This is a genomic window from Duganella sp. CY15W (assembly GCF_009857555.1).
In the GTDB taxonomy this organism is placed as follows: domain Bacteria; phylum Pseudomonadota; class Gammaproteobacteria; order Burkholderiales; family Burkholderiaceae_D; genus Rugamonas; species Rugamonas sacchari.
Map to the genome: position 1 here is coordinate 902,554 of NZ_WWCQ01000003.1, position 13,962 is coordinate 916,515.

Below are 13,962 nucleotides of genomic sequence, written 5' to 3' on the forward strand. Positions count from 1 at the left end.
GCATCAGTAAAGGATACGCCTAGTGAACAAGCATATAGTGGGGATAGACTGGGGCACGAGCAACCGGCGCGCCTATCTCATCGATCAAAGCGGCGCCTGCCTGGCGGAGCATGAAGATGGCCAGGGCATGCTGGCCGTGGGCGGCCGCGACAAGTTCGGCGCATCGCTGGCCAGCCTGCTGGCCGCCATGCAGCTGGCGCACGATGTGCCAGTCATCCTGTCCGGCATGGTGGGCAGTGCGTCCGGCTGGCAGGAGGTAGCTTATCTCGACGCCACCGTGCCGCTGGTCCAGCTGCCGCAGCATCTGGCGGCCGTCACCGATCCGGCCTGGACCGGCCGCTGCCGCATCGTGCCCGGCTATGTGTACCGCGCTGGTGCGGCGGCCGATGTGATGCGCGGCGAAGAAACCCAGCTGCTCGGCGCCATCGCCCTGGGCCGCCGCGATGGCTGGATCGTGCTGCCGGGCACCCATAGCAAATGGGTGCTGCTGCGCGATGGCGTGATCCAGTCCTTTGCCACCTATATGACGGGCGAGCTGTTTGCCATGCTGTCGGCGGGCGGCACCCTGGCGGCCATGATGGACGGCGACAGCAGCGATGCCGAGGGCTTTGCCATCGGCCTGCATCAGGCGGCGCGCAACGAGCCGCTGTCGAACAGCCTGTTCCGCGTGCGCGCGGGCGTGGTGTCGCGCACGGCGCCGGCCCAACTGGCGGCGGCCACCGTGAGCGGCCTGCTGATCGGCGCCGAATTTGCCGCCGCGCGTGGCGCCGGGCAGGGCATTACCGTGATCGGTTCCCCCGCGCTGGCCGCGCGCTATGACAGCGCCGCCCGCCATTTCGGCTTGCCGTGCACGGTGCTTGACCCGCACCAGGTGTATTGCAGCGCACTTTCCCAATTCATTCAGCAGGCGTGAGCATGACGATTTCCCATCCCACCACACCCCTGGTCGCCATCCTGCGCGGCCTCAATCCTACCGAAGCCGTGGAGGTGGCCCAGGTGCTGCACACATCGGGTTTCCGCGCGCTGGAAGTGCCGTTGAACCGCCCAGGCGCGCTCGACGCCATTGCCGCCATCGTCAAGCTGGACTTGCCGGACACGCTGGTCGGCGGCGGCACCATGCTGAACGTCGACCATGTGGACGCGGTGCATGCGGCGGGCGGGCGCCTGCTGGTGTCGCCGAACTGCGTGCCGGCCGTGATCCGCCGCGCCGCCGGCCTTGGCATGTATTGCGCGCCCGGCGTGGCCACGCCCACCGAAGCGTTTGCCGCGCTGGAGGCCGGCGCCCATGCGCTGAAACTGTTCCCGGCCGAATCCGTGGGGCACGGCGGCATCAAGGCGCTCAAGAGCGTGCTGCCGGCCGGTACGCCGCTGTGGCCCGTGGGGGGCGTTGCGCCCGACACCATGGCTGGCTGGCTCAAGGCGGGCGCCACCGGCTTCGGGATCGGCAGCAATCTGTACACGCCCGGAGTGACGCTGGACGAACTCCGTGAGCGTGCCGATGCCTTTGTCCACACCTGGCGCGCTTTAGTCGTATGATGACGGCTGTCTAAAATCAGGGAAGCAGACCGATGAGCAAGCATGACGTGCAGTGCCTGTGGGAAGTGGGCGCGCAACTGGGCGAAGGCCCGCTGTGGATGGCGGAGCAGAACCGTCTGTACTTTGTCGATCTCAAGCAGCAGATGCTGCACGCGCTGGAAGCCGGCAGCGGCCAGCGCCGCAGCTGGGCCATGCCAGACTATATGTGCTGGCTGATCGCGCGCCGCGACGGCGACGGCTTCATGGCCGGCCTGCGCGATGGCATCGCCCGCATCTGGCTGGAGCCGGAGCTGCGCATCGAATACCTGCATCGCCCGTTTGCCGAAGGCAGCGGCTTGCGCATGAATGACGCCAAGGCCGACAGTGCCGGCCGGCTCTGGGCCGGCTCCATGCACAACCACGACTACCAGCAGGCCGTGGGCAAGCTGTTCCGCCTCGATCCCGACAACTCGCTGCAGGTGGCGGACGAGGGCTACCACATCTGCAATGGCCCCAGCTTCAGCCTGGATGGCGCCACCATGTACCACACCGACAGCTACGAGGGCCGCATCTACAGCTACGCGCTGGCCGCCGACGGCACGCTGGGTGCGCCGCGCGTATGGCGCACGTTTGGCGAAGGCGAAGGTTCGCCCGATGGCATGACGGTCGACAGCGAAGGCTGCGTCTGGATCGCGCAATGGGGCGGCAGCCGCGTGTGCCGCTACTCGCCGGCCGGCGAGCTGCTGGACACCATCGCCATGCCCGTGCGCAATCCGGCCTCGTGCACCTTGGGCGGCGCCGACCTGAAAACCCTGTTCATCACCACCGCACGTGAAGACAACACGCCCGAGCAGCTGGCAGCGCATCCGCTGACCGGCGCCGTGTTTGCCGTGCGGGTCGATGTGGCTGGCGTGCCCGCCGCCCGCTTCGGCTAGCCCTACATCTCTGCTGTAACCGCTGTTGCAAGACGCTGCGCGATGCGGCGGGGATGTGTTCATCCCGTTAAAACGACAATACTGGAGACTTTATGAAACTGAAAGCATTGCTGTTCGCAGCATGCGGGCTGGCGTTCGCCCTGTCCGCGCGCAGTGCCACCTTTGCCAATGGCGCTGATGTCAGCTGGGTTAGCCAACAGGAGTCTAGTGGCTATGCGTTCTACAACAGCAGCAGCGTGAAGACCGACCCGTTTGTGCTGCTCAAGAATTTGCAGGTCAATGCGATCCGCCTGCGCGTGTGGGTCAACCCGAGCGGCGGCTGGAACGATGGCGCCGATGTGCTGTACAAGGCCAAGCGTGCCGCCGCCCAGGGCCAGCGCATCCTGATCGATTTCCACTACAGCGACAGCTGGGCCGATCCCGGCCAGCAGACCAAGCCGGCCGCGTGGGCCAGCCACACGCTGGCGCAGCTCAACAGCGATGTCTACAGCCACACTTACGGCATCCTGAACTACCTCAAGACCAATGGCATCACGGTGTCGTGGGTACAGGTCGGCAATGAGATCAACAGTGGCATGCTATGGCCCGAAGGGAAGACCACGAGCTTCAGCAACCTGGCCGGTCTGATCAACAATGGCTACAGCGCAGCCAAGGCGGTGTACCCGAATGCGCAAGTGATACTGCACCTGGCCAATGGCTACGACAACGCCGTGTTCCGCTGGTTCTTTGATGGCGTCAAGGCGGCCGGCGCCAAGTGGGATGTGATCGGTATGTCGCACTATCCGCCTGCAGCGGACTGGGCCAGCTACAACAGCAAGCTCTCCACCAATATGTGGGACATGGTGGCGCGCTACGCCAAGCCGGTGATGGTGACGGAAGTGGGCATGGACTGGACCCAGGCGGCCACTTCGAAAGCCATGCTGTCCGACTTGCTGACCAAGACCAAGGCGCTGGGCGCGAATGGCCTGGGGGTGTTTTACTGGGAGCCGCAGGCGTATCCGGGCTGGCAGGGCTACACCATGGGCGCGCTGGATGCGAGCGGCAAGTTCACGGTGGCGCTGGACCCGTTCTAAGCTTGCGGGACGTGGCGGATCAGGCGAAAATGCCGTCATGCTGAATTCCGTCCTCAAATATCTGCACCTGAGCCCCTCCAGCGACCTGCCGGCGCTGGAGGGCTTGCGCCAATTTAAAGCCGTCGTGGTGGTTGACACCGACGTTCATGAAACCATGATGTGGGACGTCAGCCGCTGGCTCATCGACTCCGGCTGCCTGTATGCGCTGGTCTGGGGCAAGGACTGCGAGCAGTGGCGCGAAGCCATTGACGACGCCGCGCAGGAAGCGGTGCATTATGAAGACGTGCCGGAAGCGCAGCGCGTCTTCGTCACCGCGCACGAAGACGAGGAACTCGAAGAAGCGTTCTGGTTCGCCCGGCACCGCGCCATCCATCCCGCCCACGACCTCAATCTCACGCTGATCCTGCACATCGCCGACGCCCCGCGCCGCGAAGAACTCGAAGCGGCTTACCACGACGCCTGACGGCTTAGCTGTTGTGCTGCATGGCGACGCTCAGGGACCAGGCAACGCCAAAGCGGTCGGTCAGCATGCCGAACAGTTGCGTCCATTGGGCTGGCGCCAGCGGCACGGTGATGGTGGCGCCGTTGGCGATCTTGTCCCAGTAAGCCCTGAGCTGTTCCGGCGTCTGCGTTTCCAGCGCCACCAGGAAGGCGTTCTGGCCTGGATTGTAAGGCGTGGCCGATGGCACGTCGTAGGCCATGATGCGGAAGCCGTTGTCCGCGGCGACCTGACCCCAGATCAGCTGGTCTGCTTCCGCCTCGTTGCTCACCTGGCCGAAATCCTTGTAGCTCATGGCCATGACTTCACCGCCAAATACGGACTGGTAAAAATGGAGCGCCTCGCGCGCCTCGCCACGGAAGTTGAGGTGGGCGACAGCGCTGACAGTGCTTGGTTTCATTGAAGGTCTCCTGAAAGAAAAGTGAAACTCATTCTATTCAGTGGACCTGTCAGTTTCTGTCAGTAGCGTGTCAGAACGTGATGTGCACTGACGGTGCGCTGCGTTTGGCGGCGCCGTGGAATACGGCTTCGATATTGTTGCCGTCCGGGTCCAGCACGAAGGCGGCGTAGTAGCCGGGATGGTAGGGCCGCTCACCTGGGCCGCCATTGTCCTTGCCGCCGTTGGCCAGCGCGGCCTGGTAGAAGGCCTCGACCATGGCGCGGTCTTGCGCCTGGAACGCCAGGTGGTGGCGGCCCGTCAGCGCGCCTTGTGCGGCCTGGCTGTCGGCGGTGGACACGAAGAGTTCGTCGGCCCAGAAAAAATCCGGCCCGGTGCCGCCCAGCGGAACGCCCAGCACTTCCAGCACGGCGGTATAAAACTTCTGCGATGCCGGCAGGTCGCGCACCACCAGTTGCAGGTGATCGATCAATCGGCCGCGGTGAATTTCGTTGGTTTCCATGCTGCGCTCCTTGAAGGTCGGGCAGCCGATTTTAGCTCAGAGTGCTTTTTGCACGCGCCACGATAGCGGCAAGGTCAGCAGCAGGATCGCCGCCAGCGACAGCAGCGCCACCGGCACGCCCATCACATCGCCGACGCGGCCAAACAGCACCGGCGACAAGGCGCCCGCGCCGATCGTGCCGGTATAGAACAACGCGAACGCCTGTTCGCGCTTGCCTTGCGCTGCCAGCTCCGGCACCGCGCCATACAGCACCGACGAGGTGCCGTTCAACGCCAAGCCCAGCAGCGGCAGCATGCCCATCACCGCCGTCAGCGGCAGGAACACGGCCGCCACGATGCATAGCGAGGTGGCCGACTCGGTGACCCACACCGTTTTCATCATGCCGATGCGCGCGCCCAGATAGCCGCACAGCAGCTTGCCGAACGCGCCGCCGACAAACAGCAGCGACAGCGCGATGCCGATGCCGGCCGTGCCGGCGCCCTTGCTTTTCAGCAGAAACGGCAGGAAGGTAAGAAAGCCCATGCGGACCGTGCTGTCCAGCGTGCCGGTCGCCAGCAGCGCGCGCAGGCCGCTGGCCGAACCCTTGCCGCGCGTGGCCTTGGCCGCGTGCTGCGCATGCGCGGGCAGTTCGGCCGGCGCGGGGATCAGCCACCACAGCAGCAGCGCCGCCGCCAGGCCAAGCACGCCGATCAGGGTCACGCTGGTCTGCCAGCTTACGGCCACCAGCAGCAGGCCGACCGCGCCCGGTATCAGGGTCTTACCGATGTCGCCGGCGAAGTTGTAGGTGGACAGCGCTTCCTTGACGCCGCCGCCCGGCTCGTAGGCATCGGTGACCAGCGACGAGGCCAGCGGATGCTGCGTGCTGGCGCCCAGTCCGCCCAGCATCAGCGCCAGCAGCAGCACGGTGAGGCCGCCGGCCTGGCCGGCGATCAGATACGCCGCACCAGCCAGCGCGGTACCGCCGATCAGCATGCGTTCGCGTCCCCAGCGCCGCGCCAGGCGGCTGGCCAGCAACTGGAAACCCGCCATCACGCCCGAGTAGGATGCGCGCAGCAGGCCGATCATGGCATAGCTGATGGCAAACTGGGTCTGCCAGATCGGCAGCAACACATAGATCAGATCGGTGAGGCCATCGTGGACGGCGTGCGCGCTGCTGGCGGCGAGAAGGGAACGGCGGCGGACTGAGGTAGGCATCGCGCCAGTTTAGCAGACGTAAAAAAAGCCCGCGAGGCCGAGGCCAACGCGGGCTTTTTGTCTGGCAGGCTGAATCAGCCGGCCGGCATTTACATCATGCCGTCCATGCCGCCCATGCCACCCATACCGCCCATGCCACCCATACCGCCGGCTGGCTTGTCTTCGGTGATTTCAGCGATCATGCAGTCGGTGGTCAGCATCAGGCCAGCGATCGATGCGGCATTTTGCAGTGCCGAGCGGGTGACTTTGGCTGGATCCAGCACGCCCATTTCCACCATGTCGCCGTAGGTGCCGTTCGATGCGTTGTAGCCGAAGTTGCCTTCGCCTGCCAGCACTGCGTTCACGACGACCGACGATTCTTCGCCAGCGTTTTGAACGATCATGCGCAGTGGCTCTTCCATGGCGCGCAGCACGATCTTGATGCCGGCGTCCTGGTCAGCGTTGTCGCCTTTCAGCGATTTGATCTGAGCGCGGGCACGCAGCAGGGCAACGCCGCCGCCTGGCACGATGCCTTCTTCCACTGCTGCGCGGGTAGCGTGCAGTGCATCTTCAACGCGGGCTTTTTTCTCTTTCATTTCAACTTCGGTGGCTGCACCGACTTTGATCACAGCAACGCCGCCAGCCAGTTTGGCCACGCGCTCTTGCAGTTTTTCACGGTCGTAGTCCGAGGTTGCTTCTTCGATTTGCACGCGGATCTGTTTAACGCGGGCTTCGATGGCTTCGGCCTGGCCAGCACCGTCGATGACGATGGTGTTTTCTTTGCCGACTTCGATACGCTTGGCTTGGCCCAGTTCTTCCAGCGATACTTTTTCCAGGGTCAGGCCGACTTCTTCAGCAACCACTTGACCGCCGGTCAGGATCGCGATGTCTTCCAGCATGGCTTTACGACGGTCGCCGAAGCCTGGGGCTTTCACAGCAACGGTTTTCAGGATGCCGCGGATGTTGTTGACCACCAGGGTTGCCAGTGCTTCGCCTTCGATGTCTTCAGCGATGATCAGCAGTGGACGGCCCGATTTGGCGATCTGTTCCAGGATCGGCAGCAGGTCACGGATGTTCGAGATTTTCTTGTCGCACAGCAGAACGAATGGGTTGTCCAGAGCGGCAACTTGTTTGTCCTGGTTGTTGATGAAGTATGGCGACAGGTAGCCGCGGTCGAACTGCATACCTTCAACGATGTCCAGCTCGTCGTTCAGCGATTTGCCGTCTTCCACGGTGATCACGCCTTCTTTGCCGACTTTTTCCATCGCTTCAGCGATACGCTCGCCGATCGAGTGGTCCGAGTTGGCCGAGATCGAACCAACCTGGGCGATTTCTTTGGTGGTGGTGCATGGACGGGCGATGGCAGCGATCTGCTCAACGGTGGCGGCAACAGCTTTGTCGATACCGCGTTTCAGGTCCATTGGGTTCATGCCGGCGGCAACGAACTTCATGCCTTCGCGAACCAGGGCTTGTGCCAGCACGGTTGCGGTGGTGGTGCCGTCACCGGCGTTGTCCGAAGTCTTGGAAGCGACTTCCTTGACCATCTGCGCGCCCATGTTCTGCAGCTTGTCTTTCAGTTCGACTTCCTTGGCGACCGAAACACCGTCCTTGGTCACGGTTGGGGCGCCGAACGAGCGCTCCAGTACCACGTTACGGCCTTTCGGGCCCAGGGTGACTTTGACTGCGTTAGCCAGAATGTTAACGCCTTCAACCATTTTGGCGCGCGCTGCGTCGCCGAAGATTACTTCTTTAGCTGCCATGTTATTTACTCCTGTGAGGTATTAAGTGGGATCGGTTCGGCCAAGTCTTACTTGGTGACGATCGCCATGATGTCTTCTTCGCGCATGACCATCAGTTCCTGGCCGTCGATCTTGACGGTCTGGCCGGCGTATTTGCCGAACAGGACGCGGTCGCCTACTTTGACATCCAGAGGACGTACTTTGCCGTCGTCGAGGATCTTGCCATTGCCAACTGCCAGCACTTCGCCTTGATCTGGCTTCTCAGCAGCAGCATCAGGGATGATCAGGCCGGACGCAGTTTTGGTTTCCTGGTCGAGGCGTTTGACGATTACGCGATCGTTCAAAGGGCGAAGGTTCATACAAAACTCCTTAATTTTAACAATGGTACAGTTTGTTGTCGTTTCAATCAGATTGCTACGACGGAAATATTAACGATGAGGTTGTTAGCACTCCATCGCATCGAGTGCCAATTATAGGGACGACCTTGTTGCATTTCAAGGCACATGCCTTGCGAGCGGTCAAAAAATGCGGGATTTGACCACGCGCAGCGCAAAAAAGCGCTGCTACGTGGTCTGGAAATGTTACTCGTGGTACAACTGTGAGCGGCCGCCGTCGATCAGGATGTCGGTGGCGTTGATGAAGGGTGCTTCGTCGCTGGCCAGGAACAGGGCGGTGGCGGCGACTTCTTCCGGCTTACCCAAGCGCTTGCAAGGCAGCAGGGCGGCCTGGCGCTCGCGTTCCGCCTGCGGGTCCGGGCAGGCGGCGAAGTGGCGTTCGATCATGTCGGTGACGATCAGGCCCGGCGAAATCGAATTGACGCGGATGCCGCGCGCCGCGTACTCCAGGCCCAGCGCGCGCGTCATGCCGATCAGCGCATGCTTGGCTACCGGGTAGGGGAAGCAGCCGGGGATGATCTTGTGGCCGTGTACCGAGGCGATATTGACGATGCTGCCCGCGCCTTGCGCCAGCATCGACGGCAGCACGGCGCGCGCGCCATTCCACGCGCCCTCCAGGTCCACCGCAAAGCAGCGCTTCCAGTCTTCCTCGCTGAGCGCGAGCGGATCGTCAAACACATTCATGCCGGCGTTGTTGATGAGGATATCGACCTTGCCGAAGCGCTCGATGGTGCGCGCGGCCAGCGTCTCCATGGCGGCGCGGTCGGCCACGTCGGCGTGCACGAACAGGCTGCGCTGCGGTCCCAGTTCGGCGGTGATGGCCTGCGCGGCTTCATCGTCGCGGTGGCTGTTGAGGGTGACCATGGCGCCTTCGGCGGCAAAACGGCGCGCGATGGCCAGACCTATGCCTTGGGTGGAACCGGTGACGATGGCGACTTTGCCTTTGAGGCGTTCAGACATGACTACTCCTTATGGGGTGATGCGCAGCTGGTACACGGGAATCACGCGGACGGCGCGCACCGTGGCCATTTGCGTGGCGCCGCCGAAGCCGGGGCGCGCTTCTTTTGGCAGGTAGACTGGCGCGTCGGCGCGCAGTGGCAGCACCGATACGGTCAGCGGCTGGTCCAGCACGGCGGCTTGCTGGCGCAGGCCGTATTGCCATGGATAGCCGCTGTAGTACCAGTCGTCCAGCATGCGGGTGCCGGCATACAGGCGGCCGATGTCGCCGACAAAATCGATTTGCAGCAGGGCGTCGTCCAGGCCTTTGAGCTGCTCGCGCGGCACGCTGATCTGCCATGCGGCGGCGGCCTTGAAGCTTTCCGGCAGCGGCTGAACCGCAGCCCTGGCGGTGCCGCCGATGACGACCGGTGGCGCTTCCTGCGCGTTGCGCGTTTGCGTGACGCTGGCTTTGACATCGCGTGCAGGCAGCACGGCTTCGAAGGTCTGGAAGATGCCGTCGTTGCCGACGGCGCGCAGGGCGACTGTGGCGGTGCGCGGCGCTGCTGTCCACGCGGCGCCGGTGGTCGTCGCTTTTGGCGCGGCGGCCAGGGCCGGGTAGATGGCGAAGCGGAAGGTGTTGTCGCCAGTGGCGCGCATCTGCAACGCCTTGCCATCGGCGTAGGCCTGTTGTGCGGTGAGCAGCAGGCGGCGCTGGCCGGCCAGTTCCACAACGCTGAGCTGCTGCGATTGTTCCGGCGTCAGTACGACGATGGTCAGCGGGCGTTTGCCGTCGCGTTGCACCGTCACGGCCGCGCCGGCGCCAGGCTGTACACCGGTGACCAGCGTGTGGCCGTCAGCGTTGCTGATCTGCGCGCCGCCCGCCGCCGCAACGCGTGCGCCGGCGTCAAAGGACAGCTCGACCGGCACGCCGGCACTGGCGGCAAACACCGCGAGGACGCCGGCCTTGCCTTGGTCCAGCAAGGTCACCGGCTGCGCGGTGGCGTAGTGCAGGTTGCTGCCGTCCAGATCCAGATTCAGCGGCCAGATAAAGTAAGCGCCATCGGCGATGTCGACGGGCTGGCTTGGCAGCGTGATGCTCTGGCCTGGCAGCCTGACGGAGAACTGCGTGGTCTTCTGCGTGGCCATTGGATACTGGCGTACGTGGTTGTTCACGAATAGGAAGCCGCGATCACCTTCACTGCGCACGGCAAAGCGCGCAGTGGTGAGATCATCCGGCCTGGCGGGCGACAGCGCAGGCTTGCGCACCGTCATGGGCGCCAGGCGCGCGCCGTAAGCGTGCAGGAACAGGTGATAAGGTCGCAGCTTCTCCAGCACCTTGCGCTGCTGGCCATCCGGGCCAAGCGGCGCCTGGAAGTCGTAGCTGATCATGGTGGTGTCGTTGTAGCCGCCACTGAGCGTGCTCTCCTCCATGCCGGCGCCGCCAAGGCTGAGCGGATTGCGGCCGCCATGGAACATGTAGTAGCCCATCAGGTTCACGCCGGAGCCCAGCTGCACCGGCAGCATGGCGGCGATATCGTCGGACGACACCACGGTGCGGCGGCGATACATGAACGGCAGGCCCGCGCCATATTCGGCGCCGAGGAAGGGTGTTACGTCCTTGTCGGTTTCCGCCGTGCCTGGCGCGTGCGCGGCGGTCTGCGCACCGAGGTCGCCGCTGACGCGCGTATCGAAGCGGAAGGCATAGGTTTCCTTGGGCGGTAGCTCCCTGGTGCTGACACCCCACGGTTCGTCGGGATAGCCGCCAAACACCGGCGTCACTTCACCGGCCGGATAAATCGTGCCGTCCCATCCCGTGACGGTGTAGTAGGGCACGTCCATGCCCGCCTTGAGGGCCAGATTTTTCAGCGCGGCGATGTGGGCTATGCCCTTGTCTGGGCCGTCGATGTTGTATTCGTTTTCCAGCTGGATGCCGATGACGTGGCCGCCATCCTTCCACAGCTGGCCTTTGAGCTGCTGGCCGATCTGGCCATACAGGCGCTCGACGAAGGCCATGTATTGCGGATCGTTGGCGCGTGTCGGCATGGTGTTGACCACCCAGTCCGGAATGCCGCCGTAGCGCACTTCCGCGTGCGCCCACGGCCCCACGCGCACCACCACATCCAGCCCGGCCCTGGTGGCCAGTTGGACGAAGCGGCGCAGGTCGCGGTTGCCGGACCAGTCGAATTTGCCCTGCACTTCTTCGTGGTGGTTCCACATGACGTAGCTGGCGACGATGTCGATGCCGGCCGCTTTCATCTTGCGCAGCTCCGCTTCCCACATCGGCGCGGGCGTGCGGCTGTAGTGGAATTCACCCATGACCGGCAGCCATGGTGCGCCGTTGCGGGTGAGGTAGCGGGCGTTGGCGCCCAGCGTGTCGCCGTTTGGCGCCCTGGCGCCGCCGAGGCGTAGCGCGGCGGCCAATGGTGCCGGTGTGGCGGCGCTGGCGTCGATGGACAGTGTGTCAGCCGTGGCGGTGCTGGTAGCAAGGACGCCAGCGATCAAGGCTGCGCACGCGCGGCGGTGCAGAGGTGGGAACATGCTTACCATTCCGCGACGCTGCCGTCTGCATGGCGCCATACCGGGTTGCGCCAGTCCGGCGCATGCTGGCTGGCCGCGATGACGCGCTCTTCATCAACTTCCACGCCCAGGCCCGGCTTGGGCAGCGGCTTGCAGTAGCCGTCGACGATCTTGAAGTCTTCCTTGTTGATGACGTAGTCCAGCAGCTCGCCGCCCTGGTTGTAATGGATGCCCATGCTCTGCTCCTGCAGCACGGCGTTGTACGAGACAAAGTCCACTTGCAGGCACGAGGCCAGCGCCACCGGACCCAGAGGGCAGTGCGGCGCCAGCGTGATGTCGTAGGCTTCCGCCATCGAGGCGATCTTGAGGCATTCGGTAATGCCGCCGGCGTGCGACAGGTCCGGCTGCACGATGGACAGGCCGCCCGCTGCAAACACGTTCTTGAATTCAAAGCGCGAGTACATGCGCTCACCGGCAGCCAGCGGAATCGAGGTCATCTCGGCCAGGCGCGGGTAGTATTCGGCCTGCTCGGCCAGTACCGGTTCTTCCACAAACAGCGGGCGGTAAGGTTCCAGTTCGCGCAGCAGCGTCTTGGCCATTGGTGCGGCCACGCGGCCATGGAAGTCCAGGCCGAATTCAATCGTGCTGCCGAAGGCTTCGCGGATCTCGGCTACGCGGCGTACGGCGTCGTCCACTTTGGCCGACGTGTCCAGCATGCCCAGTTCCTCGGTGCCGTTCATCTTGAAGGTGTTGAAGCCGCCTTTTTGCAGCGTGCGGATTTGTTCGATGATGTCCGATGGACGGTCGCCGCCGACCCAGCTATACATCTTCATGCGGTCGCGTACCAGGCCGCCCAGCAGCTCGTACACCGGCTTGCCCAGCACCTTGCCCTTGATGTCCCACAGCGCCTGGTCGATGCCGGCGATGGCGCTCATCAGGATCGCGCCGCCACGATAGAAACCGGCGCGGTACATGGTCTGCCACAGGTCGTTGATGCGTGACGGGTCCTGGCCGATCAGATACGGTTCCATTTCCTGCACTGCGGTTTCCACGGTGCGGGCGCGGCCTTCGATGACCGGTTCCCCCCAGCCGACGACGCCTTCATCGGTTTCGATTTTGAGCAGCATCCAGCGCGGTGGTACACGGTAGGTCGTCAGTTTGATGATTTTCATAGGATCGGGATGTGGTTCACGGAACAACGCTCAGTCTAAGCCCGGCCGCTAGACTGGAAATATGATTAATTCGCGGGGAGCCATATCAATATCAGATAGCACAATGCCGCTATCCGATATTGGCATGGCAGGGCGGGGTTTATTCATAGCTGCGGCGGGCGAGGCTCGCTTAGACTTGGCCAGTCTTCCATCGTTTCAGGACCCGTATGAATGCAGTCAGCACCGCCGTCGCCACCATGTTCGTCCGGGCGGGGCAAACGGGATGCACGCTGCGCTGGAGTAAAGTACACGCCTGCTGGCGCTGGCTCGATCCGGCGCGCCGCCAGCTGTACGCCTGGGCGCCATCCTTCACCGCGCCGGTCGCCGCGCGCCTGCTGGAAGGCGCCTCGCTCATGGCCAGTTGTGCTTCCGGCGGCATGCTGCTGGGCGTGGGCAAGCGCCTCGGGATGCTGGAGCTGCCAGTGCCCGGCCAACCCAGCCGCCCCCTGCAGACGCAGGTACTGGTCACCATCGACGCGGCTGAACCGCGTACCGGCATCAGCGACGGCTGTGTCGACCGTGCCGGCAATTTCGTGTTCGGCACCGCCAATATGGCGCGCGACCAGCGTCCTATCGGCAGCTTCTACCAGTACTCTCAGCGCCACGGTTTGCGTCGTCTGGCCTTGCCTGCGGTGGCGCGCGCCGCCAGCATCGCGTTCAGTCCTGATGGCCGCCGCATGTATTTTGCCGACGCCGCCCATGGCGCGATCCTGCAGTGCGATTACGATGCCGAACAGGCAAGGATTGGTGCGATAACAACGTTTGCTGAATTGTTGGCGCCTGGCGCCGGCATGGCGGTGACCGATAGCGCGGCGCAGCTGTGGAGCGTGCAGGGCGGGCTGCTGGTGCAGTATGCCGGCGACGGTCAGGCGCTGCGGCAGATCGCGCTGCCGTGCGAGGCCGTGTCCAGTGTCGCCTTCGGCGGCGAGGGCCTGGAACAGTTGCGGATACTGGGCGCACGCGGTGGTCTGTATGGCTTGCCGGGCGCCTCGGCAGCCGGTGTGGCCGACACTTTATTTCTCGATAACGGTAGCGCTTCCAGCACCAGCGCATGCGCGCAACGGTGA

14 protein-coding genes are annotated in these 13,962 nt (G+C 63.9%); 6 read left to right on the plus strand and 8 right to left on the minus strand.

The features are described from left to right. Window positions 1-22 precede the first annotated feature (22 nt). The 5 genes from GTP58_RS19040 (at window position 23) to GTP58_RS19060 (ending at window position 3,986) form a co-directional block, all read left to right on the plus strand. The gene (locus GTP58_RS19040) at window positions 23-913 is read left to right on the plus strand and encodes a 2-dehydro-3-deoxygalactonokinase (protein ID WP_161078764.1); all 891 of its coding nucleotides are present in this window, start codon (window positions 23-25) and stop codon (window positions 911-913) included. A 2-nt stretch (window positions 914-915) separates the two neighbouring features. Continuing rightward, the gene (locus GTP58_RS19045; protein ID WP_161078765.1) at window positions 916-1,536 is read left to right on the plus strand and encodes a 2-dehydro-3-deoxy-6-phosphogalactonate aldolase; all 621 of its coding nucleotides are present in this window, start codon (window positions 916-918) and stop codon (window positions 1,534-1,536) included. Between the two features lie 32 nt (window positions 1,537-1,568). Further along, window positions 1,569-2,450 carry an SMP-30/gluconolactonase/LRE family protein gene (locus tag GTP58_RS19050; protein ID WP_161078766.1) on the plus strand — a complete coding sequence of 294 codons (882 nt, stop codon included), beginning with the start codon at window positions 1,569-1,571 and terminating at the stop codon, window positions 2,448-2,450. A 92-nt stretch (window positions 2,451-2,542) separates the two neighbouring features. Beyond that, window positions 2,543-3,523, plus strand: coding sequence for a glycosyl hydrolase 53 family protein (locus GTP58_RS19055; RefSeq protein ID WP_161078767.1), 981 nt, complete (start codon window positions 2,543-2,545; stop codon window positions 3,521-3,523). A 37-nt stretch (window positions 3,524-3,560) separates the two neighbouring features. Continuing rightward, the gene (locus GTP58_RS19060) at window positions 3,561-3,986 is read left to right on the plus strand and encodes a hypothetical protein (RefSeq protein ID WP_161078768.1); all 426 of its coding nucleotides are present in this window, start codon (window positions 3,561-3,563) and stop codon (window positions 3,984-3,986) included. 4 nt (window positions 3,987-3,990) lie between these two features. On the opposite strand, the gene GTP58_RS19065 is transcribed toward GTP58_RS19060, so the two are convergent. The 8 genes from GTP58_RS19065 to dgoD all read right to left on the minus strand — a co-directional run bounded on the left by GTP58_RS19065 (window position 3,991) and on the right by dgoD (window position 12,856). Beyond that, entirely contained in the window at window positions 3,991-4,422 is a 432-nt protein-coding gene (locus GTP58_RS19065) for a VOC family protein (protein WP_161078769.1), read from the minus strand. A gap of 70 nt (window positions 4,423-4,492) precedes the next feature. Continuing rightward, the gene (locus tag GTP58_RS19070; RefSeq protein ID WP_161078770.1) at window positions 4,493-4,921 is read right to left on the minus strand and encodes a VOC family protein; all 429 of its coding nucleotides are present in this window, start codon (window positions 4,919-4,921) and stop codon (window positions 4,493-4,495) included. A gap of 36 nt (window positions 4,922-4,957) precedes the next feature. Further along, complete coding sequence (locus GTP58_RS19075; RefSeq protein ID WP_161078771.1) at window positions 4,958-6,115, minus strand: MFS transporter; 1,158 nt, start codon at window positions 6,113-6,115, stop codon at window positions 4,958-4,960. A gap of 89 nt (window positions 6,116-6,204) precedes the next feature. Beyond that, on the minus strand, window positions 6,205-7,854 hold the full coding sequence (gene groL / locus GTP58_RS19080) for a chaperonin GroEL (RefSeq protein ID WP_072787788.1): 1,650 nt from the start codon (window positions 7,852-7,854) through the stop codon (window positions 6,205-6,207). A 47-nt stretch (window positions 7,855-7,901) separates the two neighbouring features. After that, window positions 7,902-8,192 (minus strand): co-chaperone GroES, encoded by a 291-nt coding sequence (gene groES, locus GTP58_RS19085; protein WP_161015212.1) that lies wholly within the window; start codon window positions 8,190-8,192, stop codon window positions 7,902-7,904. 222 nt (window positions 8,193-8,414) lie between these two features. Next, the gene (locus GTP58_RS19090; protein ID WP_161078772.1) at window positions 8,415-9,188 is read right to left on the minus strand and encodes an SDR family oxidoreductase; all 774 of its coding nucleotides are present in this window, start codon (window positions 9,186-9,188) and stop codon (window positions 8,415-8,417) included. Window positions 9,189-9,197: 9 nt separating this feature from the next. After that, complete coding sequence (locus tag GTP58_RS19095) at window positions 9,198-11,705, minus strand: beta-galactosidase (protein ID WP_161078773.1); 2,508 nt, start codon at window positions 11,703-11,705, stop codon at window positions 9,198-9,200. 2 nt (window positions 11,706-11,707) lie between these two features. Further along, window positions 11,708-12,856 carry a galactonate dehydratase gene (gene dgoD, locus GTP58_RS19100; RefSeq protein ID WP_161078774.1) on the minus strand — a complete coding sequence of 383 codons (1,149 nt, stop codon included), beginning with the start codon at window positions 12,854-12,856 and terminating at the stop codon, window positions 11,708-11,710. Between the two features lie 206 nt (window positions 12,857-13,062). On the opposite strand from dgoD, the gene GTP58_RS19105 reads away from it, so the two are divergent. Continuing rightward, window positions 13,063-13,962 carry an SMP-30/gluconolactonase/LRE family protein gene (locus tag GTP58_RS19105; protein WP_161078775.1) on the plus strand — a complete coding sequence of 300 codons (900 nt, stop codon included), beginning with the start codon at window positions 13,063-13,065 and terminating at the stop codon, window positions 13,960-13,962.